The organism is Christiangramia forsetii KT0803, assembly GCF_000060345.1.
GTDB classification, from domain to species: domain Bacteria; phylum Bacteroidota; class Bacteroidia; order Flavobacteriales; family Flavobacteriaceae; genus Christiangramia; species Christiangramia forsetii.
The window spans coordinates 2,338,682-2,365,192 of the sequence record NC_008571.1 but is presented as its reverse complement, the minus strand read 5'-3'; the positions used below and the strand labels follow the sequence as shown (position 1 = coordinate 2,365,192).

General features: G+C 35.9%; 30 protein-coding genes. 5 read left to right on the top strand and 25 right to left on the bottom strand.

Translation table 11 applies throughout. The features are described from left to right. Positions 1-9 precede the first annotated feature (9 nt). The 9 genes from mnmA to GFO_RS10420 all read right to left on the bottom strand — a co-directional run bounded on the left by mnmA (position 10) and on the right by GFO_RS10420 (position 8,290). On the bottom strand, positions 10-1,197 hold the full coding sequence (gene mnmA / locus GFO_RS10460) for a tRNA 2-thiouridine(34) synthase MnmA (RefSeq protein ID WP_011710090.1): 1,188 nt from the start codon (positions 1,195-1,197) through the stop codon (positions 10-12). A gap of 114 nt (positions 1,198-1,311) precedes the next feature. Beyond that, positions 1,312-1,704 carry a lipocalin-like domain-containing protein gene (locus tag GFO_RS10455; protein WP_011710089.1) on the bottom strand — a complete coding sequence of 131 codons (393 nt, stop codon included), beginning with the start codon at positions 1,702-1,704 and terminating at the stop codon, positions 1,312-1,314. A 36-nt stretch (positions 1,705-1,740) separates the two neighbouring features. Next, positions 1,741-2,406, bottom strand: coding sequence for a toxin-antitoxin system YwqK family antitoxin (locus tag GFO_RS10450; RefSeq protein ID WP_011710088.1), 666 nt, complete (start codon positions 2,404-2,406; stop codon positions 1,741-1,743). 151 nt (positions 2,407-2,557) lie between these two features. After that, positions 2,558-4,408, bottom strand: a complete 1,851-nt coding sequence (gene yidC / locus GFO_RS10445; RefSeq protein WP_011710087.1) for a membrane protein insertase YidC — start codon at positions 4,406-4,408, stop codon at positions 2,558-2,560. Between the two features lie 45 nt (positions 4,409-4,453). Beyond that, positions 4,454-6,094, bottom strand: a complete 1,641-nt coding sequence (locus tag GFO_RS10440; RefSeq protein ID WP_011710086.1) for a CTP synthase — start codon at positions 6,092-6,094, stop codon at positions 4,454-4,456. Between the two features lie 119 nt (positions 6,095-6,213). Continuing rightward, positions 6,214-6,447 (bottom strand): DUF3820 family protein, encoded by a 234-nt coding sequence (locus tag GFO_RS10435; protein WP_011710085.1) that lies wholly within the window; start codon positions 6,445-6,447, stop codon positions 6,214-6,216. Between the two features lie 2 nt (positions 6,448-6,449). Continuing rightward, complete coding sequence (locus tag GFO_RS10430; RefSeq protein ID WP_011710084.1) at positions 6,450-6,818, bottom strand: response regulator; 369 nt, start codon at positions 6,816-6,818, stop codon at positions 6,450-6,452. Continuing rightward, entirely contained in the window at positions 6,815-7,684 is an 870-nt protein-coding gene (locus GFO_RS10425; protein WP_011710083.1) for a hypothetical protein, read from the bottom strand. The genes GFO_RS10430 and GFO_RS10425 overlap by 4 nt, the downstream gene beginning before the upstream one ends. 18 nt (positions 7,685-7,702) lie before the next feature. Beyond that, positions 7,703-8,290 carry a carboxymuconolactone decarboxylase family protein gene (locus GFO_RS10420; RefSeq protein ID WP_011710082.1) on the bottom strand — a complete coding sequence of 196 codons (588 nt, stop codon included), beginning with the start codon at positions 8,288-8,290 and terminating at the stop codon, positions 7,703-7,705. A 232-nt stretch (positions 8,291-8,522) separates the two neighbouring features. Between GFO_RS10420 and GFO_RS10415 the strand changes: the two genes are divergently transcribed. Next, on the top strand, positions 8,523-10,061 hold the full coding sequence (locus GFO_RS10415) for a GH3 family acyl-acid amido synthetase (RefSeq protein WP_011710081.1): 1,539 nt from the start codon (positions 8,523-8,525) through the stop codon (positions 10,059-10,061). Positions 10,062-10,247: 186 nt separating this feature from the next. Here the strand turns inward: GFO_RS10415 and GFO_RS10410 are convergent, their stop codons facing one another. The 10 genes from GFO_RS10410 to GFO_RS10365 all read right to left on the bottom strand — a co-directional run bounded on the left by GFO_RS10410 (position 10,248) and on the right by GFO_RS10365 (position 18,768). Then, positions 10,248-10,907 carry a M48 family metalloprotease gene (locus GFO_RS10410; protein ID WP_011710080.1) on the bottom strand — a complete coding sequence of 220 codons (660 nt, stop codon included), beginning with the start codon at positions 10,905-10,907 and terminating at the stop codon, positions 10,248-10,250. A 156-nt stretch (positions 10,908-11,063) separates the two neighbouring features. Beyond that, positions 11,064-11,528 carry a DUF4168 domain-containing protein gene (locus tag GFO_RS10405; RefSeq protein WP_011710079.1) on the bottom strand — a complete coding sequence of 155 codons (465 nt, stop codon included), beginning with the start codon at positions 11,526-11,528 and terminating at the stop codon, positions 11,064-11,066. Between the two features lie 142 nt (positions 11,529-11,670). After that, on the bottom strand, positions 11,671-12,273 hold the full coding sequence (locus GFO_RS10400; protein WP_011710078.1) for a short chain dehydrogenase: 603 nt from the start codon (positions 12,271-12,273) through the stop codon (positions 11,671-11,673). A 7-nt stretch (positions 12,274-12,280) separates the two neighbouring features. Next, entirely contained in the window at positions 12,281-12,739 is a 459-nt protein-coding gene (locus GFO_RS10395; RefSeq protein ID WP_011710077.1) for a DUF1801 domain-containing protein, read from the bottom strand. 277 nt (positions 12,740-13,016) lie between these two features. Further along, complete coding sequence (locus tag GFO_RS10390; RefSeq protein ID WP_011710075.1) at positions 13,017-14,201, bottom strand: MFS transporter; 1,185 nt, start codon at positions 14,199-14,201, stop codon at positions 13,017-13,019. Positions 14,202-14,256: 55 nt separating this feature from the next. Beyond that, positions 14,257-16,161: a S9 family peptidase gene (locus tag GFO_RS10385; RefSeq protein ID WP_011710074.1), complete on the bottom strand. Its 1,905-nt coding sequence runs from the start codon at positions 16,159-16,161 to the stop codon at positions 14,257-14,259. Between the two features lie 81 nt (positions 16,162-16,242). Continuing rightward, the gene (locus GFO_RS10380) at positions 16,243-16,602 is read right to left on the bottom strand and encodes a cupin domain-containing protein (protein WP_011710073.1); all 360 of its coding nucleotides are present in this window, start codon (positions 16,600-16,602) and stop codon (positions 16,243-16,245) included. Positions 16,603-16,604: 2 nt separating this feature from the next. Continuing rightward, positions 16,605-17,099, bottom strand: a complete 495-nt coding sequence (locus GFO_RS10375) for a nuclear transport factor 2 family protein (protein WP_011710072.1) — start codon at positions 17,097-17,099, stop codon at positions 16,605-16,607. 10 nt (positions 17,100-17,109) lie between these two features. Next, a complete protein-coding gene (locus GFO_RS10370; protein ID WP_011710071.1) occupies positions 17,110-17,916 on the bottom strand; it encodes an alpha/beta hydrolase in 807 nt (268 codons plus the stop codon). Positions 17,917-18,267: 351 nt separating this feature from the next. Further along, the gene (locus tag GFO_RS10365; protein WP_011710070.1) at positions 18,268-18,768 is read right to left on the bottom strand and encodes an SRPBCC family protein; all 501 of its coding nucleotides are present in this window, start codon (positions 18,766-18,768) and stop codon (positions 18,268-18,270) included. 66 nt (positions 18,769-18,834) lie between these two features. On the opposite strand from GFO_RS10365, the gene GFO_RS10360 reads away from it, so the two are divergent. Both GFO_RS10360 and GFO_RS10355 read left to right on the top strand, forming a co-directional pair. After that, positions 18,835-19,320 carry a VOC family protein gene (locus GFO_RS10360; RefSeq protein ID WP_011710069.1) on the top strand — a complete coding sequence of 162 codons (486 nt, stop codon included), beginning with the start codon at positions 18,835-18,837 and terminating at the stop codon, positions 19,318-19,320. A 106-nt stretch (positions 19,321-19,426) separates the two neighbouring features. Beyond that, complete coding sequence (locus GFO_RS10355) at positions 19,427-20,074, top strand: outer membrane beta-barrel protein (protein ID WP_011710068.1); 648 nt, start codon at positions 19,427-19,429, stop codon at positions 20,072-20,074. On the opposite strand, the gene arsB is transcribed toward GFO_RS10355, so the two are convergent. The 5 genes from arsB to GFO_RS10330 all read right to left on the bottom strand — a co-directional run bounded on the left by arsB (position 20,062) and on the right by GFO_RS10330 (position 23,738). Then, the gene (gene arsB / locus GFO_RS10350) at positions 20,062-21,111 is read right to left on the bottom strand and encodes an ACR3 family arsenite efflux transporter (protein WP_011710067.1); all 1,050 of its coding nucleotides are present in this window, start codon (positions 21,109-21,111) and stop codon (positions 20,062-20,064) included. The two genes, GFO_RS10355 and arsB, sit on opposite strands and share 13 nt — an antisense overlap. A 1-nt stretch (position 21,112) precedes the next feature. Then, positions 21,113-21,730, bottom strand: coding sequence for a low molecular weight phosphatase family protein (locus GFO_RS10345; RefSeq protein ID WP_011710066.1), 618 nt, complete (start codon positions 21,728-21,730; stop codon positions 21,113-21,115). 10 nt (positions 21,731-21,740) lie between these two features. Further along, entirely contained in the window at positions 21,741-22,205 is a 465-nt protein-coding gene (locus GFO_RS10340; RefSeq protein WP_011710065.1) for a DUF6428 family protein, read from the bottom strand. Between the two features lie 51 nt (positions 22,206-22,256). Further along, positions 22,257-22,592, bottom strand: a complete 336-nt coding sequence (locus GFO_RS10335; protein WP_041250091.1) for an ArsR/SmtB family transcription factor — start codon at positions 22,590-22,592, stop codon at positions 22,257-22,259. A gap of 66 nt (positions 22,593-22,658) precedes the next feature. Beyond that, positions 22,659-23,738: a Gfo/Idh/MocA family protein gene (locus GFO_RS10330; protein WP_011710063.1), complete on the bottom strand. Its 1,080-nt coding sequence runs from the start codon at positions 23,736-23,738 to the stop codon at positions 22,659-22,661. 256 nt (positions 23,739-23,994) lie between these two features. Between GFO_RS10330 and GFO_RS10325 the strand changes: the two genes are divergently transcribed. Next, entirely contained in the window at positions 23,995-24,888 is an 894-nt protein-coding gene (locus tag GFO_RS10325; RefSeq protein ID WP_229664732.1) for a L,D-transpeptidase, read from the top strand. Between the two features lie 43 nt (positions 24,889-24,931). Next, positions 24,932-25,696 (top strand): hypothetical protein, encoded by a 765-nt coding sequence (locus GFO_RS10320; RefSeq protein ID WP_011710061.1) that lies wholly within the window; start codon positions 24,932-24,934, stop codon positions 25,694-25,696. On the opposite strand, the gene GFO_RS10315 is transcribed toward GFO_RS10320, so the two are convergent. After that, positions 25,693-26,487, bottom strand: a complete 795-nt coding sequence (locus GFO_RS10315; RefSeq protein ID WP_011710060.1) for an HAD family hydrolase — start codon at positions 26,485-26,487, stop codon at positions 25,693-25,695. The two genes, GFO_RS10320 and GFO_RS10315, sit on opposite strands and share 4 nt — an antisense overlap. Positions 26,488-26,511 lie beyond the last annotated feature (24 nt).

The following is a 26,511-nucleotide window of genomic DNA, read 5'->3' as shown; positions in this document are numbered from 1 at the left end:
ACCTTGAATTTACGAAATAACTCCTGAACCTAACAATTCCCCGTTCTGGTACCAGGCCACAAATTGTCCTTCAGTAATGGATGCCTGTGGCTGATCAAAAATGACGTACATACCATTTTCAGTTTGGTGAAGTGTGGCATCCTGAAGAGGTTGACGGTATCTAATTCTGGCTTTTATTCTTAATTCTTCATCACTATCGATCGCAAGATCTCTACGTACCCAGTGAACCTCGTCCTGAGCGATAAAAAGTCCCTGACGATAGATTCCCGGATGATCTTTTCCCTGTCCGGTATAGATCACATTTTCAATAACATCGGTATCTATTACGAATAGTGGTTCTGGCGTTCCACCCACAGCAAGGCCTTTACGTTGACCTTTAGTGAAATAATGCGCCCCCTGATGTTTTCCAACTACTTTGCCATCTGTAAGCTGGTAGTTGAACTTTTTAGAGAGATGTTGCAACTGATCAATTTTAGATTTGAAATTGATGTCTTCTTCCAGATAAGAATCATTCCCTGCAGGAACTTCTACAATCACCCCTTCTTTAGATTTTAATTTCTGTTGAAGAAAATCGGGAAGTCTTACTTTTCCAATAAAACAAAGTCCCTGTGAGTCCTTTTTTTCCGCAGTTACCAGATTTTGTTCTGCAGCGATCTTTCTTACTTCAGATTTCTGAAGTTCTCCAATAGGGAAGAGGGTCTTTGAAAGCTGCTCCTGTGTGAGCTGACAAAGAAAATAGGACTGATCTTTATTATTGTCTTCTCCTGAAAGCAACTGGTAGATAGGTTCGCCATCTTTTTCAAATTCTGCCTTTCTGCAATAATGGCCAGTAGCCACATAATCGGCTCCAAGGGAAAGCGCGATCTTCATGAAAACATCAAATTTTATTTCCCTGTTACAAAGCACATCAGGATTAGGAGTACGGCCCTTTTCATATTCGTTAAACATATAGTCCACGATACGCTCTTTATATTGTTCGCTAAGATCTACTGTTTGAAAAGGGATTCCAAGTTTATCGGCTACCATCATGGCATCATTGCTATCGTCTAACCAGGGGCATTCATCAGAAATCGTAACAGAATCGTCGTGCCAGTTTTTCATAAATAGACCAATCACTTCATAGCCCTGTTCCTTTAAAAGATAGGCTGAAACGCTTGAATCTACACCTCCAGATAAACCAACAACAACTTTTTTCATTCTGTTTATTTTTTGCTTTTTCAGTAACCGATTATAGAGTCGGTTAAGGGGGCACAAAATTACGAAATAAAAAAAGGTGGCGAAAGCCACCTTTTAAGTCAAAATATAAAACTTTTAGTTTCTTTCAAAAGTAAGACTTGCAGCCTGAAAGTCGTTTGGTGTAAAAGTAAATCTGTTTCCGTTAAAATTAACAGTTCCGGGAACTTCACCTAGTTGAGGAACCTGGATCGTGTATTGAGAATTGGAAGAACTACTCCAATTTCCAGAATCTGAGTCTGAAACACATTCATCTCCTTCATTGGTGAAAAATTCAGAAGAAGCAGTATTGTCGGCGTTAAATGTAATCGTCGATTGTCCCGTACATTCATCTACTGTATACCCAGGAATGTTATTAGCTTCAACCAGAAGCCAGGTTCCAACAATATCTCCATCTGAACCTGCATCATCGTCATCACTGCAGGCAGTGAAAAGTGCAATTGATAATAATAGAATTAAAAACTTTTTCATAAATAGCTGTTTTAGTTAGTCAAATATATTCATTTATTAATAATCTTCTTCTCTCTCTAATTCGCCATCAGAGAAATACCTCCAGTTTCCAGTTTTTCGTCCTTCTTGGTACTGGCCTTGAATGGTTTTAATTCCTTTAGGGGTATAATATACAGCCGGCCCGTGTAATTCACCTTCTTTATAGTGCAATTCTTTAGTTACCTGTCCATTATCCGCATAAATAAGACTTTCGCCATGTTTTTGGCTATGTACATAATTAGTCTTTTCGGCAAGTTTACCGTTGGTGAAATAAGTTTTTTGAAGCCCATTCAGTTTATCATTCTTATAAGACTCGATCATCATGATACTATCTGATTTTTGATGATAATATACCCACTTACCTTCGCGCTTTTTATCCAACATCATTCCTTCGCTGATAGATTTACCGGATTGGGCATAGTATGTAACATGAACGGAGTCCTGAGCCTGTTCAAAGTCCATGATGGCTGTTGGGTGATCATAGAAACCTTTTTTGTAAAACTTGAAGGTTCCGGTTTCTTTTCCATGTTCAAAGTTACCTTCGAATTTAGTATTAGAAGTACCTTCAAAATTGACTTTCCAATGTCCATCACGTTTTCCGTCATTATCAAACTCATTTTCCTGGGCAATACTATTTGCTGAAATTAGGATTAATAGTGCGATGTTGAAATAATGTTTAATCATGTTTAGATAAGCCTCTTGAATACAGATTTAATTCTAGTAAAATCAAAAATCAATCCAACAATAGAACTCTGAAATTTGGATTTTATTTTGGAGCGCTGGTAAAACCGGATGATATTAAAAAAGCCCGGTAAGAACCGGGCTTTAAAATATATTATTTATTCTGTTTTTTCTGTTGTTCTTCAGCTTGCTCCATCATCTGCTGAAACTTTTTGGTAAACTTATTCTGCTTTTTAGGTTTCTTCTTATTCTCCTGAATCTTAGCATGGATTTTATCCTCATCAATGATCGCATATTTAATCACAAGCATAATACCAATAGTAATTAGGTTGGAAGTGAAATAATAAAGCGATAATCCACTGGCGTAGTTGTTGAAGAATACCAACATTGCTAATGGAGAAAGATACATTAAGAACTTCATATTAGGCATTCCCGGTTGTTGATTAGCCTGCATACTTTGGCCGGTGGTCATCATCATATACACAAAGATAGCTATAGATGCCAAAATTGGGAATAAACTTACGTGATCACCATAAAACCAAATATGGAAAGGTAATTCAGCAACAACATCATAACTGGAAAGGTCATCTGCCCAAAGGAAGCTCTTCTGCCTTAATTGAAAAGCACTCGGGAAAAACTGGAACAATGCGTAGAATACAGGAATCTGCATCAATGCAGGTAAACATCCGCTCATAGGGCTGGCTCCCGCCTTGCTATAAAGCTTCATAGTTTCCTGCTGCTTTTTCATTGCATTATCCTTGTACTTTTCATTTAGCTCATTAATCTCAGGTTTTAGGATCTTCATCTTAGCCTGAGAGAGATAAGACTTGTAGGTAACCGGCGATAGTACAATTCTTACCACAATCGTCATTGCTATAATTGCAATTCCGTAGCTTGGAAGAAAACCAGCTAAAAAGGCAAAGAAAGGAATGAAAATATATTTATTGATCCATCCAAAGATTCCCCATCCAAGAGGAACTATTTCATCAAGATTGCGGTCGTAATCGTTTAAAATTTTATAATCTGAAGGACCATAATACCAATTCATATTATAATTAAGTTCTCCCGCTTTTAATTCCAAAGGAATAGTAGAGGCAAAAGTCTTGGTAAATACTGTATCTACTTCTTCATCTTCTACCAGATTTTCTACTTTAAAACTACTTGTTTTGAAAGGATTATCGGTTAAAAGAATGGAAGAGAAAAAGTGTTGCCTGTAGGCGATATAACTAATATCTTCATCATCATCTTCTCCATCGCTCACACTATCGTCATCTCCACCATCATATTCATAAATAAGATCGGTATAACGGTTTTCATAAGAGATACTCTTTGCGTGTCGGTAACCTTTAAGTTTCCAGTCTAAAGTAGGAGTTTCAGCACTATTCAAAACTCCTGTTAATCCTTCTGAACGTACACTGAAATCCAGCATATATTCACCCGGACGCATGGCATAACGATATTCCAGGTATTCATCTTCAGAAACTTTAAGTTTCATGGAAAGAATCTGGTTCCCATTACTTTCTGTTAGTTCTGGCTCAAAATATAGATTTTCAGTATTTAAAGTTCTACCATCTGTAGTAGTGAAACTCATATTTAACGAAGCATTTCCGTCCTTAATTAGATAGATCGGAATAGAATCGTATGTTTTGAAATTTTTAAGACGTGCTTCTTCAATATATCCACCTTTATTCGAAATCTTTAGTTCTAAAAGATCATTGGAGATTGTAGTAGAGCCTCCCTGTGCTGAAGTTAATGTTTCTGAATAACCAAAAGCTCCTAAACGACGCTGTGCATCTGCGAGACTAGTAGAGTCATTAGTTTGTGAGGTATTAGAATTGTTGGTAGTAACCTGATTATCTCGAGGTTCCTGTTCAACCTGTTCGGTTGTAGTAGAATTTTCAGTTTCAGTCTCTTCAGGTGTATTGTTATAGAGCATCCATAACAGGAGTCCTCCAATTAATATAAATCCAATTATGGATTGAACGTCTATTTTCTTTTCTTCCATTACTTAATTTTGCTTAATCGTCCTAGGTCAAAAAAACGGCCAAATTTATTTCTGTGCCATCTTGGCATTTTTTTGTTTTACAGAATGTTCGTGTGCAGCTTTTACAAAAGAAACAAAAAGAGGATGTGGACTGGCCACGGTACTCTTATATTCAGGGTGGTATTGAACTCCAACAAACCAGGGATGATCTTTAAGTTCAATAATTTCTACCAGGCCTGTTTCAGGATTGATTCCAGTGCTTAGCATACCGGCATTTTCGAGCTGCTCCTTGTATTTGTTATTGTATTCGTAGCGGTGACGATGGCGTTCTTTAATCTTGTCGACTCCATAAACGGCATGGATAATAGAATCCTTGCTTAACTCACAGTCCCATGCTCCAAGTCGCATAGTTCCACCTTTATGGGTAACTTCTTTCTGAGCTTCCATAAGGTCTATCACCGGGTGTTTGGTGTCAGCATCCATTTCGGTTGAATTGGCTCCTTTTAGCTGAAGAACGTTTCTTGAAAATTCAATAACCGCCATTTGCATTCCAAGACAAATCCCAAGGAAGGGCAAATCATTTTCGCGGGCATATCTTACTGCATCAATCTTTCCTTCAATTCCTCTTTCGCCAAATCCCGGAGCAACAAGTACTCCGTCAAGATGACTTATTTTATTATGAATGGTGCTGTCATTTATAAATTCTGAATGAATATATTCCACATTTACAGAAACTTCATTTTCTGCACCAGCATGAATAAAAGATTCCAGAATCGATTTGTAAGAATCCTGAAGCTCCACATATTTTCCAATCAAGCCAATATGAACTTCAGCTTTCGGATTCTTGTGTCGCTGTAAAAACTGATTCCAACGATCAAGATTAGGCGTGGAGTCATCTGGTAATGCCAGTTTTTTCAAAGTAACTTTATCTAAACCTTCCTTTAGCATCATATTAGGAACATCGTAGATGGTTCGCGCATCAATACTTTGAATTACCGCTTCCTGTCTAACATTACAAAATATGGCCAGTTTTCTTCGAATATCATCCGATAGTTCATGTTCTGTTCGGCAAACAAGAATATCGGCCTTAATTCCACTTTCCATCAGCGTTTTCACACTATGTTGGGTGGGTTTTGTTTTTAATTCACCGGCAGCAGAAAGATATGGTACCAGTGTTAGATGGATTACCAGCGCGTTATCGTCTCCCAATTCCCATTTTAACTGTCTAACAGCTTCAATATAGGGTAGAGATTCTATATCACCTACAGTACCACCAATTTCGGTAATTACAATATCGTAATCTCCGTTCTTGCCCAGGATCTGAATTCTCTCTTTTATTTCATTGGTTATATGCGGCACCACCTGAACGGTCTTTCCAAGAAATTCACCGCGGCGTTCTTTTTCAATAACACTTTGATAAATTCTTCCGGTAGTTACATTATTAGCTTGTGATGTATTTACGTTTAGAAATCGCTCATAGTGACCAAGATCAAGATCGGTTTCCGCGCCATCTTCGGTTACATAACATTCTCCGTGTTCATAGGGATTTAGGGTTCCCGGATCTACATTAATATATGGATCCAGTTTCTGAATAGTAGCTTTAAATCCCCGTGCCTGCAACAATTTTGCTAAAGAAGCAGCGATAATCCCTTTTCCAAGGGAAGAAGACACACCTCCTGTAACAAATATATACTTGGTATCGGCCATTTTATTCTGGTTTGTAGTGTTGTTTTATTCAGGGCGCTAAATTACAAAGAAGAATAGAAAAAGCCGCTAATTTGGAAAGCTAATATTATGACCTTTTTAACAGGTGATTTTTACTGAAATCAGGGTTTTGGATACCGTTTTCTTATCTGTCTCAACAGGCCTTCAAGGCTATTGATCTTCAATTCAAAAACCTGTTGCATTTGGTCTCCAAGTTTCCCGGTTGGAAAACCTTTCTGTCTAAACCAAACATAATACGGTTCTGGAATATCAGAGAGATAATAGTCTTTGTACTTGCCAAAATGCATCTTGGCGTAGGCAAGTTCTAGAAGTTTCTGTGGATCTGGAGTGGGCAACTTTAGGAAGCTTTTAAATAATCTGAAAGTTCAGAAAACTTCTTCTTATTCATAGGTTTTACCATGTATTTTATAACACATGGATATTCTTTGGCCTTTTCCTTATCTATTTTGCTGGTACTGGAAGTGAGTATAATGATACGGTGTCGTACATTTTTGTTCTTCATAGCTTCCAGAAAGTCCCAGCCGTTCATCACAGGCATGTTAAGATCCAGAAAAATAAGGGCGTTTTCATCTTTTACGACAGATTCAAAAGCCATTGTGGGATCTGTATAATCCTCCACATTACCATCAAACCCTTCAAGTTCTATGAGTTTTTTGGTAATAAAATTAGAAATAGGCTGGTCATCTACTAAATAGATCTTTCTCATAAATCTTTGGCCTTTAATTCTGTTAATTCCTTTGATGCCATTTCAACAACTTCTTTTAATACCTCATCCATTTCTTCTACACTCCCTATGAGTTTTGGAATTAACTCTGTTCTACATCCATGATCATCGAAGAATTCAAATAATTCAGCAATTCCCTGAATGCGAGAAAGTGGTTCACGAATATTATGAGCGTTTAGAACCGAAATATGAAGTAGCTTTTCATTTTTTAAAGCAATCTCACTTGTTCGTTCTTTAATCGTTTGTTTTTGATTTTCAACGATTCTTTCGATCTCCAGATTCTTGGATTTAATAGTGTCATAAGCCTCAGAAAGATTTCTATTTTGAATAGAAATTTGTCTTTTTAGATATATTTCACTGAATTTTGCCTGAATGCAATCCACCATTAATTTCAATATCTCTACATCACCGACCGAAAATGCTTTTTCCTGATCGGCGAGCAAAGATACTAATACTTTTCTTTCATATTTATTAAAACACCATCCCCATAGTACGGGATCTGTCAAAGCTTCGATATCAACCTTGTTTCTTACTAATTTATCAGGTATTTTACTGGTCATAATAGGGATTTCTCTAGCCAGTAATTCCCTTTCGTAGTCGTATATCTCAGATTTTTCTTTTAGATCGAACCAGACTTTATTTCCATGTAATTCAAAAAAGAAATATTTATTATTTTGAAATATAGTCATCCTGATAATTCTAAAATTTATCAGATACTTCAAATGTGTTCTGCAAACTTCGGCAACTTCGTCAAGATTGGCACAACGATTCACATCATTGGCAAATTTTGAATAGGCTTCATAGGTGATCCTATATAGCTGAGAAGTGTTGTGAGTTATATTACTCATTTATTTATGAGAGAATATTTATTCAGGAGTTTCAAGCAATTCATTATCAATTCTTATCCCTGAAACGTCGGCAATGGTGTTAAGCATATTTACAAGGTCTGCCTGTGCCATTAATTCCTGAATTTCTTTGTGAGTAAAACCTGCCTCTTCCAGTTTCTGAAAATCTTCATCTGAAATATCAGAATGATTTAAAGCGGCTTTGGTAACCACTTGAACAGCAGTTTTGTAACTCACTGGCATAGACGGAGAGTTTAAATGCTGGGTAGCTTTAAAACCTTCTTCTTCAGAGATCATAGAACTCATGCTATCGGCAAAAATACCATGTGCATGAGAACAGTAATTACATCCTCTTTCTTTCGAAACATTATAGATAATTAGTTGTTTCAATACGTTAGGAACCTGGCCTTCCATTAGAGTATTCTTCAGTTTACTCCAGTTGCCTTGCAATAAAAGGGCATTGTCCCCCTGGCATTTAAACCAGTTTAGAACAAAGGGTAATTGTAGTGTTTTTTTAGTGTCATCGTAAATATCTCTTACTTCTGGAGATGCCGCATCGTAAGAAATCATTTTAAATCTAGATTGAGTTTGAGGTAATGATTGGTTCATAGATTTGTAGGGTAAAAATTAGAGTTCGTAATTATTCTGTAAATATTACAGTTATTTTTTGTATTTCATCGATTTTCAAGGCTATTTAACATTTATTGGAATGTTTTATAATTAAAATGAAACAAGGATGTAAGATTAATATTACGTACGTGAGCCGTTAAATATTTGGTAATCTTTAGTGCTTCTCTAACGGTATTTCTAGATTTAACTTTCCAAAAATTATATACGAGAAATGGCGATATTCGGATCTATTATTAAAAGTCTTATAGACCTAAAAGAAAATTTTACTAGCGAAGGGGAGGCGAATAAAAATCAGGAAGATGTTTTACGAGGTCTGTTGAAAAAAGCCAAAGATACCTCGTTCGGAAAACATTATAATTTTGACGAAATATTAGAATCTGATGATATTCAAAAAGAATTCGCCAATCGAGTTCCATATTTCGACTATAATAAGATAGACAGTGAATGGTGGCATAAATATCATGAAGGGGAAGAAGACGTAACCTGGCCCGGGAAACCGCCATATTTTGCACTGAGTTCGGGAACTACAGGAAAAAGTAGTAAAAGAATTCCGGTTACTGAAGAGATGGTTGAGTCTATTCGTAATGCCGGAATCAAGCAGGTAAGTGCACTTAGTAATTTTGAACTGCCACCAGACTTCTTTGAAAAAGAAATTATGATGCTTGGTAGTTCAACAGATCTTCAAAAAGAAGGAGATCATAAAGAAGGGGAGATTAGCGGAATTAGTGCCAGCAATATTCCTTTCTGGTTTAAAGGATATTATAAACCCGGCGAAGAGATTTCAAAAATCGACGAATGGGATGATCGAGTTCAGAGAATTGCAGAAAAAGCTAAAGATTGGGATATAGGAGCTTTAAGTGGAATTCCTTCATGGATGGAGCTCATGCTCAAAGAAGTTATAAAATACCATAAAGTAGATAATATTCATGAAATTTGGCCAAACCTTCAGGTCTATACATCCGGAGGTGTCGCTTTTGAACCCTATGAAAAAAGTTTTGAAGCACTCTGGGGGAAACCTGTGCAGGTAATAGATACCTATTTGGCTTCTGAAGGCTTTTTAGCTTTGCAGAATAGACCCGGAACCCATTCCATGAAACTTATTCTGGATAATGGGATTTATTTTGAATTTGTTCCTTTTAAACCTGAATATATTAATCAGGATGGATCTATAACTAATGATGCTCCGGTAATTTCACTAGCAGACGTGAATGAAGAGGAAGATTATGTACTTCTTATTTCAACGGTTAGTGGGGCATGGAGATATCTCATTGGGGATACCATTAAGTTTACAGATAAAGAGAAGAATGAGATTAAAATTACCGGAAGGACCAAATTCTTTCTAAACGTTGTGGGTTCTCAACTTTCAGTAAATAAAATGAATGATGCGGTGCAGGAGTTGGAAAATCAATATGATATTAGAATTCCCGAATTTGTAGTTGCTGCAAAAAGGGCTGATGATGGAGAATATTATCACTACTGGTATCTTGGAACTGAAGATAACCCCAATGCTACCGATGAAGAATTAGCTGAAGCACTGGATAATGCACTAAAGGATGCAAATAAGAATTATAAAGTTGCCAGAGGCAAGGCATTAAAAGGAGTTAAGCTAACTACCATTGATCCGAATATGTTTCACGAATGGAATGCCCATAATAAGAAAAAAGGAGGGCAGGTTAAGATGGAAAAAGTGATGAACGAAGAAAAGCTACTTGAATGGCAAAAATTCCTGAAAGACCAGGATGCACTATAAATTAATGATGAAAGTCATTAGATAATCATAACCTGCTAGGGAAAATTCATCCTGAACTACTTTCACAATCTCTTATAGCATTATTATCAATATAATAAGTGGAAATCCTGAAGACGAAGATTAGACGAAGTCAATTAAATTCAGGGTGATGGGATAATTCTTAAACAAAATATAGTGCTATATCCTTTAATTTGTTTCTTCATGAACTTCATTAATTAACACCATAATTTCTTCCTGGGATAAATAAAGATCTTGAATTCTGTTTTTATAAGTTTCTGATAGCTTAGAGTGATTAAGAATAAAGTCTTTGGTAGCAATAATCTGTTCTCCTAAACCGTGATTTACGGCATAAGTGTCTGCAGCTCTTTCTGCTTCCCGTATATAATTTTTGGAGGTTATATATTTTGCGCCAAACCAAACCAGGTTAGCAGCAGATCTATCCCTGTAATCCATTATATGGCCAAGTTCGTGACCAATCCATCCAATTAAAACTTCTGAAGGTACTGTGGTAACATCAAATACTTCATCTTCAATTTTAAATTTTTCATTGATAAAAATAAAATAACTTCGGTTTTTTCTATTCTTCAGAAGTCCGCTAATTTTTGGCTGAGCCTGCATAAAGGACTTCTTAATTTTCTTTTTAAACCTAATTTCTATAGGGGTGTCCTTCAATTCGGGATAATGAGAAAGCGCTACGTAGGTTTCTCTCCAAATAATGTCGGGTACAATTTTATTGCTGAATTCTAAACTGTCTTTTTGTTGCATGGTGGATTGCTGGGCATGACAAACGGGTAGAAATATCAAAAAACTGATAAAATAAATTGTTCTTCTTAAAATGTCTGTCATATAAAATTATTCTTTCTCAAAATACAACAAAATTGATGCCTTTGATACTTTCATGTTTTAAAATAGACTTAAAATATTTGAAGGAATCTACTTTAGTCTATAAAATAAAAAAGCAGGCTGTTAAGCCTGCTTTAAAATTATACTGTACAATGATTTCTAACTTTTCATGATCTCCTGAAGTCTTTGCTGAAGAGAAGCATCAGACTGAAGAGCCATTGCAAGTTGCTGGTATCTTTCCATACTAAGGTCACTTTCAGAAATTACTTCCTGCATCTTTTTTTGTAATTCAGGCTGCATTTCTTCAAGTTGAGAAACAACTGCTTTGTATTTTTTATCTTCTGCATCAGTAGTTTCTACCTCTTTATTTGGATCCATATTAGCCTGGTGAATCTCATTGAATCTTTGAAGTTCAAAATTTTTCTCCTGAACCACAGTCATCATTTCTTTCTGAGCTTCCTGGTTCATCATTCTCATTTTTTGAAATACGTCTGCGAATTGAGTTAATTCAGCATCACTTACTTCTATTTTTTCCTGTTGTTGCGGCATTGTAGTAGATTGAGCCGTTACGGAGGCTGTTCCTACTGCGACTACAAATAACAGACTACTAAAAAACTTTTTCATTTTTCTTATTTTATGATTTCGTTTATGGAACTGCGAAAACTATGCCCATATATCCAAACTACCAAAGCTTTAAGAAAATGAAGTTATGTCTTAAGGAAGCTTTAACAAGCATAGAAGCACCCTGTTAAAATTAGAAACTCCATCAGGCCACGATCTTAATAATTTCTCCATTAACTTTACCGAGAATAGATTTCTTATATCCGTCTGCCACTTTGTCCATCGGTACAGGTGTATGTCCGGGGAAATAATCTTCATATTTCTCTTTCGCATCTTCCACTAAATCTGCGGAAACGGCATTAATTCTAAGGCCATTTTCAAGTTCAAGAGCGACTGCTTTCACAAAACTGTGAATGCCGCCATTTACCATTGCAGCACTGGTTGTTTTATCTACCGGATGATCTGCCAGAATTCCTGCTGTAAGCGTGAATGAACCACCGGGATTTATATAGTTCTGGCCAATTCTTACCAGATTTACCTGACCCATTAATTTACTCTTAATACCAATGTAGAAATCTTCTTCAGAAAGATTATTAAATTTATCCCATTTAGCATCACCGGCTATACACACAATAGCGTCTACTTTTCCCGATTTTTTGAACATCTCTTCAATAGACACAGCATCTGAAATTTCTACCTGGTATTGCCCCGAATTTTTACCCACTTTTATAATTTCGTGCTTATCTGCAAGGGATGCTGTTACTTTTTTACCAATAGTTCCGTTGGCTCCAACTATTAATATCTTCATGGTTTCTTTATTTCTTTTTTACATTATTCTCATAGGTAGCGATCCATTCCTGTGGAGTTATTTTTGAGGAAAGATTTCCTATTAAATCATAAGGAATTGTTTCTATATTCTTCAATCTTATACAACTTTTCCCCATATCGGGTTTTTTCCCAGTCCTTTTCTTGAATTCATTTATAAACCAAGTATGCATCTCATTGTTTGCATATATTCCTAGATGATATACTGCGATATAATTTTTTTGTGATGCCAGATTCATAAATGGAAGGGGGAGGGAAGTATCACAATGATAACCATCTGGATATATGGAGTGAGGCACCACATAGCCTATCATTCCATAGCTCATGGTCTCTTCAAAACCCAGCGGAAGATTATCCTTGATTACCGAGCGTAATTTAACCATAGGTTCTTTTCTTTCCTCGGGAACATTTTCGAGATACTCATCTGGTGAATTCGCTTCTATTTTCATATGATTTCAATTTAAAAAAACAGGAGATACTTGTAATAAAGTTAATGCTTTATTTAAAAAATGTTTTTACTGAAATTAATAATAAAATTGTTTTTGAGTAAAGTATGTCAAACCTATAAATGAGGTTCTTCTGAACTTGTTTCAGAATTTCATATCAATATAAATAACATGATATTAAGACCATGAAATCGAAGATTCGTCGAAGTCAAATAAATTATGGGAGACGAATAAATTTTCAGGTCAGAAAACGGATATGCATTAAAAGAAAAACGGAAGTTTAATGTAGACTTCTTTTCCTATAAAATAAAGCGGCCAACCCAAAAATTGGACCGAGTGCCAGAAAGATAAAAATTAGTGCCGGAGATAAAAGACCATTCAGGAAATTCAATAGTTGTATGCTGAAAATTGTAATAGTAAAACCAATACAATTAACAATGGTTAATGCAGTTCCTCGTGAGTTAGCAGAAGCATTTTGAGCAACGAGGGTAGAAAATAACGGGGAGTCTGCGACTACTACTAATCCCCAGAAAATAAAAAAGGCGATAAGTAGGATTTCAGAATTAAAATAAAATATAAACGGGGAGAGGAGGCAACAAATTCCTGATAATAGCAATGCCGAACTTGCGGTATTTTTAGTCCCAAATTTTTCTGAAATATATCCTCCTGCAACACAAGCCAGTCCGCCAGATCCAATTATTAAAAATGAGATGAGGGATATACTAAAATTTGCTTCCGGATGAAATTGCTTATAGAAATTCAAAATTATCGGAACAAAAGCCCAGAACGCATACAACTCCCACATATGCCCGAAATATCCAAAAGCGGCCGCTCTAAAATTTGAATTTTTAAAAACCTTGAAAGCAAGCTTAAGATCGGGTTTGGTTCTTTTTGACCTGTAAGGACCATCTGGAACCAATAATACAATTAAAATACCACCGATAGCTGCCAGGATTGATGTAAAGATGATCACCGATCTCCACTGTAGATCTATATATCCGGAAAAAACTTTTAATAAATGTGGAAAAGCTGTTCCCAGAACCAAAGCTCCCACAAGATAGCCTAGAGATCTTCCAAGGCCTTTATCATAATAATCTGCAGCGATTTTCATTCCCACGGGATAGATTCCGGCAAGTGAAAACCCAGTTAAAAATCTGAATATTATCAGGCTTACAAGCGTATTGTTTTCAACTAAGATCCCCAGATTAAATAAAGCTCCTAATAAGGCGCAAAGAAAGAAAACCTTTGAAGGTGAAAACCTGTCTGAAATTGTAAGAAAGGCAAAGCTTAGGGTTCCTGATATAAATCCGAATTGAACTGCAGATGTTAGGTGGCCTAAGGCTTCAGAATTCAGGTTGAATTCAAGAAGTAGGTCATTCATTACTGCGTTGCCTGCAAACCATAGAGAAGTGCAGCAGAATTGTGCGAAAACGATAACAGGTAATATCCGGGAAGGTACTTTCAAGAATTAAAAATATAATTATTACTGGATATTACCTGTTTTATGGCATCTTGCTAAACTAATCTTTTAAAGCTTTTTCAGGCATAGTAACATCCTCGTCTTTCAAATACTTATCAAGAAAAGTCAGGATCTGCCTGTAGCCTTTAATCTCATTTTCTTTTTTAATAAAACCATGACCTTCATCCGGGAATACCATATATTCAACAGGAACGTCGTTCGCTTTTACAGCCTCCACAATCTCATCAGATTCCACCTGGAGCACTCGCGGGTCATTTGCACCCTGTAAAACCATGATTGGATTCTTTACATTTTCAGCATGAAATAAAGGTGAAATTTTTCTAAGTCTTATGGAATCTTTCGTGGTGGGATCTCCCAATTCCTCATAAAGGGCGTTTTTGAAAGATTCCCAGTAAGGAGGAATAGATCGTAGCGTACGCAACCAGTTAGTTACCCCAAAAATGTTAACCCCAACTTCAAACTCGTCTGGCTCAAAGGTCATCGCGGCCATGGTCATGTAACCACCGTAACTGCCACCTATAATTCCAATCTGGTCTTTATTGATATAATCCTGTGAGGCCAGCCACTTTTTGCCATAAATTACATCCTGAAGATCTTTTTCACCATGATTCTTATCATCCATTTTGTAGAAACTTGCACCATAACCACTACTACCTCTGTTATTCACCGCTAAAACTGCATATCCATGGTTTACTATATATTGTATAAGCGCAGAATATCCTACTCTGGACTGTCCGCCAGGTCCACCATGCACCCATACCAAGGCAGGTTTTTTATTTTCTGCGGAAGCATTAAGAGGCTTATAATAAATGGCAGGTATTTCCAGTCCGTCGAAAGACTTATATCTCACAACTTCAGCTGAAACAAGATCTTTAGGATCAATTTCCGGATTCAAGGTATTGGTTAATTTCTTAAGTTCTTTAGACTTAATATCATAAACATAGATATTATTAGGAGTTTTTGAAGTTCCTACAGTGAGTCTTAAAAGCTCTTCACTTTCAGAAAAACTGGCAGAAACTATATTACCATCTTTAATTTCAGGAAGTTCCATAGGAGTCTGACTGGCGTTTTTCCATAAAATTAGTTTGTTAGCACCATCTTCATTAAGAGCGATCACCCTATAAGTATCATTCTCGCTAAGATTGCTATACATCACATCCCAATTGGTTTCATAAAGTACCTGAGATTCTTTTGTGTCTAAATTGAAAGACATTAAACGGCTAAATTCTCCACCATGATTAGTGGTGTAATAAAGCTCTGTTTCATCTTTACTGAATCCCGTTGGGCTATAGTTGAAACCGGGTTTAGAAATTTCGGTCATTTCTTCACTCTCTCTATTCAATAAGAAAAGTTTATTCTCGCTGGTTGTAATAGGTTTTGACAAAATCAGAAATTTTCCTGAACTGGATACCTCTGAAACAGAATAACCTTCATTATTCTCATAGAGCATATTCGGTTCCCATTTGCCAATCTCCATTTTATACAGATCGAAAAATTGTGGATCTCTTTTGTTAGACAAATAATACATAGTGGATTTATCTGTGCTCCAACCTGCAAAATTCACCTTTTCATTTTCTCCGGTGGTTAATTCCTTAGAAGTTCCATCAGGTTTTAATAGATAAAGATGACTTATTTCATTTCCTCCTTTATCTGCGGAATATAAAATATCACTGGAATTGGGAACATAATCTACCGCAAATAATGATTCCTGATCAGATGTGGTAATAGCTTTTTGACTTCCATCAGAAATATTAATCTCGTACAAATTAAAAATTCCGGATTCATCATTGCTTATAAGGAGCTTAGATTCATTAGCAGAGAAACTCCCGCCGCCAATACGCGTATTCTCATAAAACTGTTCAATACTATACTCTTTTGGTTTTTGCTGATCTTGTGCAAATAGTCCTACGGCAAAAAGAAAAATTAAGAAGTTGATCTTTTTCATTTAGTGAGTGTTAGTTAGAAATGATCCTGATTTTCAACCTAATATACAAAAATTAGAATTTTAGAAATGAGAAGGTATTAACTAAAGATGTTCCTGATCATTATTCGTAAGTCTGTGTTTTTCATTCCCTGTATGTTTTGTAGATGCCGGCTCAAATAGCATCACATGAACTTCATCTTCTGCTATAGGTTTATGTTCAACTCCACGGGGTACTATAAAAAACTCATTTTCTTTAATTTCAACAATTTTATCCTTGAATTCAATTTTTAGTTTTCCTTTTACAATCCAAAACATTTCATCTTCTTCTTCATGAGAGTGCCAGATAAATTCACCTTTTAATTTTGCAAGTTTTACCTGCTGGCCATTAAGCTCCCCTACAATTCTTGGACTCCAGTAATCTGAAAATTTCTCTAATTTCTCTTTTACGTTTATTTTTTTCATAATTATTCCGGGCTTTTGTGATCATAACTTAAAACACGTTTTAGCATCCATTTATCATTTTCAAGTATCCAGACATGCGTAAATTTTGCAGAACTGGTTTTGTATGCTTTAATATTTGGCTCTTTGATATAAAAATCATGGATTCCATTTTGAATTGCTCCATATAATCTACTATCCTTATATAAGGGGAAAATTTCGAGACTCCCAACCATAAGTTTTCGTAAAGGTTTTTTATCAGGATTAGAACAAATATTATCTCGTATAGCTTGCAGAAAATTACCTTTAGTGGTACTCAATCCACCCTGGTCGTGATAGAATTCCAGGTCGTCGCTTATAAAGTTTTTATATTCATCAATTTTGCAATGATTAAATCCAACGTCAAATAATAAGCTGTCTCGAGACTTCAATTGTTTATATATTTCTGAATCTGTAGCTACCTGAGCGTTTGCTTGATTGAATATAACAAAGCAGACAAAAAACGTGAAAATATTCTTCATATTAGTTTAATTATTTTTTCATCAACCAAAGATAAGTTTCAGTAAAATTCTCCCTCCAGAGCGCCTCGTTATGTTCACCGTCTTCTACAAATTTCACCATATAATTTGATGATTTCAAACCTTTTTCGCCTAAAAGCGTGATCATTTTTTCAATGTCCGGCACCATTTCTTCAGATTCTGCAGTGCCAGCCAAAAAGTAGAATTTTGTGTTGGAATTTAATTCAGCATTCCTGGTGGCATCATAAATTTTATCACTAAACCAGAAAGAAGGAGAATAAACTCCAGCCATTCCAAAGGTCTCAGGATATTTTAGAGCGGCATAAAAAGAAAAAAGTCCACCTAGCGAAGAACCGAAAATCCCTGTATTTTCATAATCTGGCAGTGTTCTATAAGTGCTGTCTACATATGGTTTCAAATTCTCCACGAGAAAATCAAGATATACATCGGCCTTTCCACCACCATATTTTTCATGGGAAAAAGGCGTCAGTTCATTAATTCGCTTATCACCTCCATGTTCAATTCCCACGATAATAGCTTCAGGTTCCCGAATGCTATCAAGGCTTTCGTCTACTTTCCATTCTCCAACATAAGAGCTTTCAATATCAAAAAGGTTTTGTGCATCGTGCATATAGATCACCGGATATTTTTTATCTGAAGATTTATACGTTTTTGGCAAATAGATCCAGATCTTTTTGACCGTATCAAGCTGAGGTGCCTGGATAGTGAAAGTGCATACCTGTTTAGATGCTGTACTTTGAGAAAATACATTACAGGAAATAACAAGCGATAGGAGTAGTAAAACAGATCTCAATTTCATGAAAAAGGTAATTTTTGGGATGTCTATTCAAAAATAGAATTTAAACCGGTAGGCTTAACTATTATTTCAATTCGTTTCCCCACATTCAAAACATGGAATAATGCTCTCTAAAATTTACTTTTTCAATATTTTCAATCTTGTAAGTCTCAAACTTCTTGCTGGTTCTTAAAATTCACACGTAAATTGGTAAAATAAAAATGAGTAAAAGAATTGAGACAAGGGCAAGGACTTTTTTTATTTAGACCTGTATTAAGATTTTTTGAAGTTTAAGTATATAATTTTGAAGAATATGAGCTCATAAAAAAGGCGATAATCAAAAAATAACAACTAGAGCTTTGGTTATATAGAAGGCTAATCCATTTGTAGTTCACTGCGCTTATTTCTTAAATCTGGCCCGTTGAGTAAAATAGATTTTAGATTGAGCAAATAAAAAGTCCATCCTGTTTTACAACCCACAAAAAAATTCATTCTGGATTCTTCATCTTGTGGAATATTTTCCTGAATTAATCTTAGAATGGTCTGTTTATTTTCTTCAACTATTTTAATCCCAACGATACCGGATTTTCCAAACACGAATCTCAGAAATTCCCCCTGTTCCGGATTTAAAATTTTTCCATGTTCTTCAGTGCTTTCCGGCCAACCGTACCACTGCCATCTGTATGAATCGCCTGGCTGTATCTTTTCTTCACGTTTTCTTTTTTCACCGCTTGGAGTAGAAAATTCTGCTAATCGCAAAAACCAGTTCTCCAATGCTTTCGGAGTCATCCATGCTTCAATGATCTTATCTTTTGAGATATCTAATGGAATATTAACCGTAAAGCTGCTCCAATCTAATTTTTTCCTGTCTTCCATAACTTAGCTTTTATTAATCAGTACACACCAATTATTGATTCTTACTTAAATTTAAAGAAAAATACCATGTCTAAAATGTATAAAGTGCCTAATGAAACGAGAATTGGCCATGTACACCTAAAAGTTTCGAATATTGAAAACGCGCTGGGTTTTTACCGGGATATTCTGGGTTTTGAGATCACCCAGCGAATAGGTGATCATGCAGTTTTTCTTTCGGCCGGGGGTTATCATCATCACATTGGCTTAAATACCTGGCATAGTGAAGGTGCAGGGAAAGCTTCAAAATCTGGCGTAGGCTTGTTTCACGCCGCGATCCTTTATCCCACAAGAAAAGACCTTTCGGAAGTAACAAAAAGATTATTTGAAAAAGCTTATCCAATAACTGGAGCCGCAGATCATGGTATTTCCGAAGCTATCTATCTGAATGATCCAGATGGCAATGGCATCGAGCTCTACTGGGACAGACCAAAAGAAGAGTGGCCTAAAAATATGGATGGAACATTGAATATGTTTACTAAAAATCTCAATTTAGATGATCTACTGAAAATATGATTAAGATTCTTAAAATCAGATAGGTATATTTATATTTATTTTTTATGCGTAACCGATATGAATATTCTTCGATTTTTCATATCATTGTCAGCCAAAATCTATTTATATGAAAACTCTATTGATGATAATTATTTTGCTATTCCTTAGTTTATTTGCGTCTGCTCAGGAAGAACCAGATAATTTTTTGATTGAAAAAGGCACCTGGAGTCTGGGAGGTGCTATCGGATTTAATTCTTCGAATTCAGAATATGAATCTTATGAAACCAAAAATTTTGGATTTACAATTAGACCAAAGGCGGCCTATTTTATTAATGATAATTTAGCCGCCGGCTTGCTATTAGGATATAATTATAACTCTAATAAGTATTCGCAGTCTGATAATCTTCAGGAGTCGACAAATAATGCCATTACCATAGCTCCATCTTTGCAAAAGTACATTGGTATCTCAGAATCATTTGCTATCAACCTCACCGGTTCATTGGAATATAGCCGGATTTGGTATGAAAATGATGAAAGTGAGAATGACTGTCTTAATTGCATAGAAACCATCCGGGATCGCTATGGTATTGCATTAAGGCCGGGTATAACATATTTATTGTCAGATAAATTTTCAATAGATGCGAATTTGGGAGCTCTTCAATTTACTCATACAGATAGGCAAGAGGAGGGAATTAATGATGCTTCGACCAACTCGCTGGTCTTTTCCTTAGGTCTAAGTAATATCTATTTAGGGCTCACATTTTATTTGAATTGATATTCATTTTTGTAAAATTTCTTCTTCAACCAAAAGGAGACTCTTACCAATAATATTAATGCCGGAACTTCTACCAACGGGCCTATGACGCCCGCAAAAGCCTGTCCGCTATTCAATCCAAATACCGCGATTGCCACAGCGATTGCCAGTTCAAAATTATTTCCGGCAGCGGTGAAAGAAATAGAGGCATTCTTATCGTAAGAAGCACCAATGGCTTTGCTCATAAAGAAACTAATAAGAAACATCAGGCTGAAATAAATTAATAGGGGAATAGCAATTCTTACCACATCCATCGGGATTTCTACAATAAGTTCTCCTTTTAAAGAGAACATTAAAATAATTGTAAATAGAAGCGCGATTAAAGTTAAGGGTGAAATCGTTGGTATAAATTTGGTGTCATACCACTCTTCTCCTTTTATATTTACTAAAATTAGCCTGCTCAAAATTCCCAGAGCAAAAGGGATTCCCAGGTAAATGGCAACACTTTCCGCAACGGTTGCGATAGAAATATCTACAATAGCGCTTTCAAATCCAAAGAAGGGTGGAAGCCAGGTGATAAACAGCCAGGCATAAAAACTATAGGCAAACACCTGAAAAATGCTGTTTAAAGCAACCAGACCGGCGCCATATTCGCTACTTCCTTCTGCCAGGTCATTCCATACCAATACCATAGCGATGCACCTGGCAAGACCTATTAAAATAAGTCCAACCATGTATTCAGGATGATCCTGTAGAAAGATGATCGCGAGAAAAAACATAAGAAACGGACCAATGATCCAGTTAAGTATCAAAGAAATACTTAGAATCTTCACATTTTTAAACACTTTTGGCAATAATCTATACTTTACCTTGGCTAATGGAGGATACATCATAAGAATAAGGCCAATGGCTATGGGTATATTTGTCGCTCCCGAGCTATAAGAATTAATATTTTCAGGAATCGAAGGGATAAAATAGCCTAATCCAACACCAATTCCCATGGCCAGAAAGATCCACAAAGTGAGGTTTTTATCCAGGTAGTTTAGTTTTCTCGCCATATTAACTTATATTTTCAAATACATAGATCATCTCTGAACCAATTTGATCACTGCGCTCACTATACTTTTCCTGAGCTTTTGGAGTATTGTCAAATTCTTTTGGATCCTTGTAATCAAGGGCGATTCTGACTTCAGAACCTGGAATAAAAGGACAGTTTTCATCAGCATGAGAACAAGTCATTATTGCAGCAAAATTTTTTGAAGGATTTCCCAGGGCCTCATAAACTTTAGAATAACATTTAAGCGGTTGACTGTTTTTAGAAAAACCTACTTCAAATTCTGGATTTTCACCAGGCTTAGAATCTATTTTAAATCCTGCTCGTCTTAGTGCGTTAATTGCATTTATAAAAAAAGCCGTTTCTTCTGTTCCGCCAGAAAAACATTGAACTTCTATGCCTTTATATTCCGAAATCACTTTTGCCCATATCTGTGCTAACTGGCTGCGCCTGGAGTTATGCGTACAAATGAAGTTGAGCTTAATATTTTCTTTAGCATCTTTTTTTTGTTGAATATATTCAATGAGCGGTTGAAGAATTTTTTTTCGGTTTTCAGGAATATCGAGATTTTCTAGTTCCTTCAATTTTTCGTTCAATTCAGGATAAAGTTTTAGATGATGCATATCTATTTTTTTAGCAACAGCCTGATTTTGGAGAGCAGCCGGAGTTTTGTAATTGAGATAATTTTACTTTAGGTTTTGATACCGGGATGCCACAATCTTCTTTTGCCAGGCAGTCGGTTTGAGTGTTGGTTAAAATAAAGCCTTCCTCTTTGACGTCTAAACCAAATTTATTAATGCTTTCACCCTGGTACTCCACTTCTATTTCAGCATCAGGCAAATTCAATTTATTTTTCGCAAGCTCAATGATATTCACCAGTTTTTCAGGATGCAGACGATGGTTATAATCATTCTCTTCCCATAACTGAAAAGATATTTTTTCTTCATGTCTCAATGTTCCACCACAGTCTATAAACTGTTTGCTGATTTTTCCAACTTCAGTTACATGAAAATGCTCTGGTACGAGCTGGCCGTTAGGAAGCTGGAAAATGATTTCTTTTAATTTGTTTAAATGTTTAGTAAATTCTGAAAGTTTCATAATCTTATTATCTATTTATCGTATTATTACGATAGTTATTAGTAAATTTTTTTAGCAGCATTCTCCAGAATCACAATTCTGGATTTTATCAAACAAACCATTAAAAAGTTTTTGTACGCTATACCATTTTTCAGCATTTATACAATAGCTCATGGAAGCACCTTCAATATTTCCCTGAATAAGTCCGGCATTTTTAAGCTCTCTTAGATGCTGACTGATCGTTGCCTGAGCCAGACCGAGCTCGTTCACCAGATCACCATTTATACATTTATTAGATTCTAATAGATATTCTAGAATAGCAATACGTGCCGGATGTGCAAAGGCTTTGGCTAAAACTGCAAGCTCATTCTGTTCTATTGTGAATAAATCTGTTCTGGTTACACCCATGCGGAAAATTATATATTGCAATATTACGATGAATAGATTATTCAGCAAAATTTAAATGTAAAAATTTTAAATCTGGATTCGTTGGCCGGTGGCGGAGGCCTTATTGATCTTCTCTACAATATGAATATCCTTCATTCCTTCTTCACCAGAAACCAGCACTTCAGTATTATTCAAAATTGCCAGCGCATCATCGTCCATTTGAACAGCCTGCTGATTTTTGCGCATAGGAGTAAGAATTTTTCCATTGCTGGTTTTCCCACGTACACCGGAATAGGATTGCATAGGTCTCAAATAATACCAGCCATTTTTTGTGGTCACCTCCAGGTTATTAAGACTTTCACCAAAACTGGTCTTTCCGTCCACTATAATTCCGTTTGGAAATTCCATTTTATAACTTGTAGTCTCGTCAACTTCTGTAAAGATATCTGGTCGGTTCGTGCTTTGTTTTGCAGTTACCGCTATTGGTTCAAGCCCGGTAGAGTATCTCGCTGCATTAATTGAATAGACACCCATATCGTAGATTGCACCACCTCCCATTTCTTTTTTAAGTTTCCAGGGATTGATGCTTCCTCCATTATATCCAGCTTCAGAAATGACTTGCTGGATCTCACCATAAGGTTGTGTTTTAGCCCATTTCATGATTGTTTGAGTATTAACCTCATGCTGCATTCTATAGCCAATGGAAAGTTTTACCCGGTTTTTATTACAGGCTTCAATAATCTGTTGACATTCATTTGCTGTTCTGGCCATTGGTTTTTCACACCAAACATGTTTCCCGGTATTGGCAGCCTTAATTGCATATTTAGCATGAAGACCAGTGGGTAGGACGATATATATTACATCTATTTCATCATTATTCGAAATTTCATGCATATTTTGGTAGTTATATACATTGGAATCTTTGATTCCATATTTTTTTTGCCAGACCGGAATTTTTTCCTGGCTTCCTGTGACGATTCCTTTTAACTCACAATGATCTGTGAGCTGAAGAGCAGGGGCAAGAAGATCTCTGCTATAGTATCCCAGTCCTACAAGTGCAATTCCTAGCTTTTCTTTAGATTCTGCAGCGATACAACCTGGAAAAGGGAGAACAGCAGCACCAAGTAGTAGTCCTGATCTCTTAATAAAATTTCTTCTACTGCTCATGATTTTCAGATTAACCTCATTAAAAGTAACTTTTTGAAAACATGAATTATAAAAAAAGTTAATTTTTCTGAAAAATTTAAGCAAATATTCAAAAGATGCTTCCTAAAATTGGTTAATTATCATAAAGTAAACAAAGCCTTAACGCATTATTGGCAGTTTCTAAGGGTGTTCTAAGGTAATTTCATAAAGATAAATCAAACTACTACAATCAATGAAACCCTTAACTGTCTTCAGGAATATTTCCCTGCTAATCATAATGAGTATATTTTTTTACGCATGTAATTCTAAAACTCAAGTTGTAGAACCTTCGGTTTCTCAATCAGAAAAGGTGAGTATGAAGAATCCGGTGACAAAGAGTACTCCTGAAACATATAAGAAAGAGATAAGATATTCTATCGATTCACTTAAAACGAAAGAACAAATAGATAGTCTTATTACTACTTATACTGAAGGGGAATTAAAAACAATATTAGCCTTAAATCGTATTGAGAAAAACAGGTTAAGACCCAAGAGGCCTATTGTAATTCCAGAATGTTCTTCAGATGAATTTAACGCCTACAGTCCGTTTCCTGAAACAGTAAGCTTTTTACAGTGTATCCCAAAGACGGTGCTTATTTCTCAAAGAGTTCAGGCTTTCGGATTATATGAAAATGGAGAATTAGTAAAATGGGGTCCGGTTAGTACCGGTAAAAATTCTACGAGAACTCCTAATGGTTTGAATTATGGAAATTATAAAGCCAAGCGTAAGGTGAGTACTGTAGATGAATCATGGATATTACCATATTATTTCAATTTTATGAATTTTGAAGGGGTAGGGGTGCATCAATATGCATTACCGGGATATCCTGCGAGTCATGGATGTGTACGTTTATACATGGATGATGCAAAATATATCTTTGACTGGGCGAACATGTGGGATGTAGAAGGATCTAAAATTGCAAAAAACGGAACTCCGTTTATGGTATTTGGCGAATATGATTACGGAAAAGGGAAGCCATGGATTAATCTTACTCAGAATATGAAAGCAAATGATCTTACTCAGGAGGAAATAAACACACTTGAAGGTTATATTCAGAAATATCAGGAAGATCCTAAAAACTTTAAAAATATAGCTTCGAAAAATGCTGAAGCAGAATTAGCCAAAGCTTAATTAAATCAGATTTTAATTATATTAGCCGGTAAACATTAATGCTATGAAAGGTTTTAATTTTTACCGGTTTTTTTGTGCTTTTACTTTTGTATTATTTGCTTTCAGTTCAATCGCACAGGAAACCAGTATCATGATAAGGGCGAAGGCGAAAGATGCTAAATTTATTGGTTCCTCTATCGGTGGAGCTAAAATTTTGGTCAAAGATGCTTTAACAGGAGAAATTCTAGTAGAAGGTATTACTTCGGGAAGTACCGGAAACACCGAAAAGATTATGAAACAGGACCGGAAGCGTAATGAGATGCTTTCAGATGATAAAACTGCAGGCTTTAATGCATTGTTGGATATACAACAGCCTAAATTTATTACTGTGGAGGCTTATGCTCCTGTAAATAAAAAACAGGCTCAGGTTATGAGCAGTACTCAGCTATGGGTAATACCGGGAAAACATATTAAGGGAGATGGCGTGGTGCTCGATATTCCCGGATTTGTCGTAGATATTTTAAGTCCGCAAACTCATGAAAGATTGGCTTCTACTGAAAAAATCGAAATAAAGGCCAATATCGTAATGATGTGTGGCTGTCCCGTAACTGAAGATGGGATTTGGGATGCCAGTCAGTACGAAGTAAAAGCAATCCTTAGGAACTCAGAAGGTATTTCAGAAGAAATTGAAATGAACCAGAAAAATAAGGAGAGTACTTTTCAAGCAGATTTATCACTGGATAAAGGACTTTATGAAGTATTGATCTATGCCTACGATCCGGTGACAGGAAATACCGGTGTAGATAAGACCAATATCATCGTGAATTAGGCATTTAATAAGCCTAGAGATTCTATTGTTCTTAGTACCCCATTATCATTATTATCATGGCTGGTAACGAAATTACTGGCCTGAATAATTTCGGGATGCGCATTTTTCATGGCATAGCTGTGTTTTGCCACTTGCATCATTTCTAAATCATTTAAATAATCCCCAAAAACAAGGGTTTCTTCCGGAGAGATATTTAGTTCTTTTTGGATGCCTTTTATAGCGTTTCCTTTGTTCGCATTCAGCGAAGTAATATCTATAAATACTTTAGCAGCTATGGCAACTTTATACCTGTCTGTATAATTTACAAAATGTGGGAATGTATTATCTTCCACCCCATTAAAATTACACAGGGTCACCTTTAAATAGGTGTCCTCTACCATGGTTAGATCATCTACCACTTGTAAGCGTTCATAGAATTTAGAGATCTCATTTCTAAATTCTTCATCTTTGGTTTCGATGTATGCAGATTCTTTTCCGCACAAAACCAAATTGGTATTTTCAAGTTTTCGTCCCAATTTAATAAAATCAATAGCTGCAGCTTTTTCTATGGGATTTACGTATAACTCTTTGCCTTTGTGAGAAACGTAGGTTCCATTTTCAGCAAAGAACATAGTGCGATCTTTTATTTTTTCAAACTTTGATGCTAGATTATAAAACTGGCGACCGCTGGCAATAGAAAATAAAATCCCCTTTTTAGTAAGTTGCTCTTCAATTTTCCAGAAATCTGGATGTAACTCGTGGTTGTCGTTCAGTAAAGTCCCATCAACATCGGTTACGATAAGCTTAATCATAGATTTTAATTTGAAAAGTCAAAA

Coding starts and splice junctions, on each gene's coding strand:
- mnmA (WP_011710090.1), bottom strand. CDS start 1,197: ATGAAAAAAGTTGTTGTTGGTTTATCTGGAGGTGTAGATTCAAGCGTT.
- GFO_RS10455 (WP_011710089.1), bottom strand. CDS start 1,704: ATGAAAAAGTTTTTAATTCTATTATTATCAATTGCACTTTTCACTGCC.
- GFO_RS10450 (WP_011710088.1), bottom strand. CDS start 2,406: ATGATTAAACATTATTTCAACATCGCACTATTAATCCTAATTTCAGCA.
- yidC (WP_011710087.1), bottom strand. CDS start 4,408: ATGGAAGAAAAGAAAATAGACGTTCAATCCATAATTGGATTTATATTA.
- GFO_RS10440 (WP_011710086.1), bottom strand. CDS start 6,094: ATGGCCGATACCAAGTATATATTTGTTACAGGAGGTGTGTCTTCTTCC.
- GFO_RS10430 (WP_011710084.1), bottom strand. CDS start 6,818: ATGAGAAAGATCTATTTAGTAGATGACCAGCCTATTTCTAATTTTATT.
- GFO_RS10425 (WP_011710083.1), bottom strand. CDS start 7,684: ATGAGTAATATAACTCACAACACTTCTCAGCTATATAGGATCACCTAT.
- GFO_RS10420 (WP_011710082.1), bottom strand. CDS start 8,290: ATGAACCAATCATTACCTCAAACTCAATCTAGATTTAAAATGATTTCT.
- GFO_RS10415 (WP_011710081.1), top strand. CDS start 8,523: ATGGCGATATTCGGATCTATTATTAAAAGTCTTATAGACCTAAAAGAA.
- GFO_RS10410 (WP_011710080.1), bottom strand. CDS start 10,907: ATGACAGACATTTTAAGAAGAACAATTTATTTTATCAGTTTTTTGATA.
- GFO_RS10405 (WP_011710079.1), bottom strand. CDS start 11,528: ATGAAAAAGTTTTTTAGTAGTCTGTTATTTGTAGTCGCAGTAGGAACA.
- GFO_RS10400 (WP_011710078.1), bottom strand. CDS start 12,273: ATGAAGATATTAATAGTTGGAGCCAACGGAACTATTGGTAAAAAAGTA.
- GFO_RS10395 (WP_011710077.1), bottom strand. CDS start 12,739: ATGAAAATAGAAGCGAATTCACCAGATGAGTATCTCGAAAATGTTCCC.
- GFO_RS10385 (WP_011710074.1), bottom strand. CDS start 16,161: ATGAAAAAGATCAACTTCTTAATTTTTCTTTTTGCCGTAGGACTATTT.
- GFO_RS10380 (WP_011710073.1), bottom strand. CDS start 16,602: ATGAAAAAAATAAACGTAAAAGAGAAATTAGAGAAATTTTCAGATTAC.
- GFO_RS10375 (WP_011710072.1), bottom strand. CDS start 17,099: ATGAAGAATATTTTCACGTTTTTTGTCTGCTTTGTTATATTCAATCAA.
- GFO_RS10370 (WP_011710071.1), bottom strand. CDS start 17,916: ATGAAATTGAGATCTGTTTTACTACTCCTATCGCTTGTTATTTCCTGT.
- GFO_RS10365 (WP_011710070.1), bottom strand. CDS start 18,768: ATGGAAGACAGGAAAAAATTAGATTGGAGCAGCTTTACGGTTAATATT.
- GFO_RS10360 (WP_011710069.1), top strand. CDS start 18,835: ATGTCTAAAATGTATAAAGTGCCTAATGAAACGAGAATTGGCCATGTA.
- GFO_RS10355 (WP_011710068.1), top strand. CDS start 19,427: ATGAAAACTCTATTGATGATAATTATTTTGCTATTCCTTAGTTTATTT.
- arsB (WP_011710067.1), bottom strand. CDS start 21,111: ATGGCGAGAAAACTAAACTACCTGGATAAAAACCTCACTTTGTGGATC.
- GFO_RS10345 (WP_011710066.1), bottom strand. CDS start 21,730: ATGCATCATCTAAAACTTTATCCTGAATTGAACGAAAAATTGAAGGAA.
- GFO_RS10340 (WP_011710065.1), bottom strand. CDS start 22,205: ATGAAACTTTCAGAATTTACTAAACATTTAAACAAATTAAAAGAAATC.
- GFO_RS10335 (WP_041250091.1), bottom strand. CDS start 22,592: ATGGGTGTAACCAGAACAGATTTATTCACAATAGAACAGAATGAGCTT.
- GFO_RS10330 (WP_011710063.1), bottom strand. CDS start 23,738: ATGAGCAGTAGAAGAAATTTTATTAAGAGATCAGGACTACTACTTGGT.
- GFO_RS10325 (WP_229664732.1), top strand. CDS start 23,995: ATGAGTATATTTTTTTACGCATGTAATTCTAAAACTCAAGTTGTAGAA.
- GFO_RS10320 (WP_011710061.1), top strand. CDS start 24,932: ATGAAAGGTTTTAATTTTTACCGGTTTTTTTGTGCTTTTACTTTTGTA.
- GFO_RS10315 (WP_011710060.1), bottom strand. CDS start 26,487: ATGATTAAGCTTATCGTAACCGATGTTGATGGGACTTTACTGAACGAC.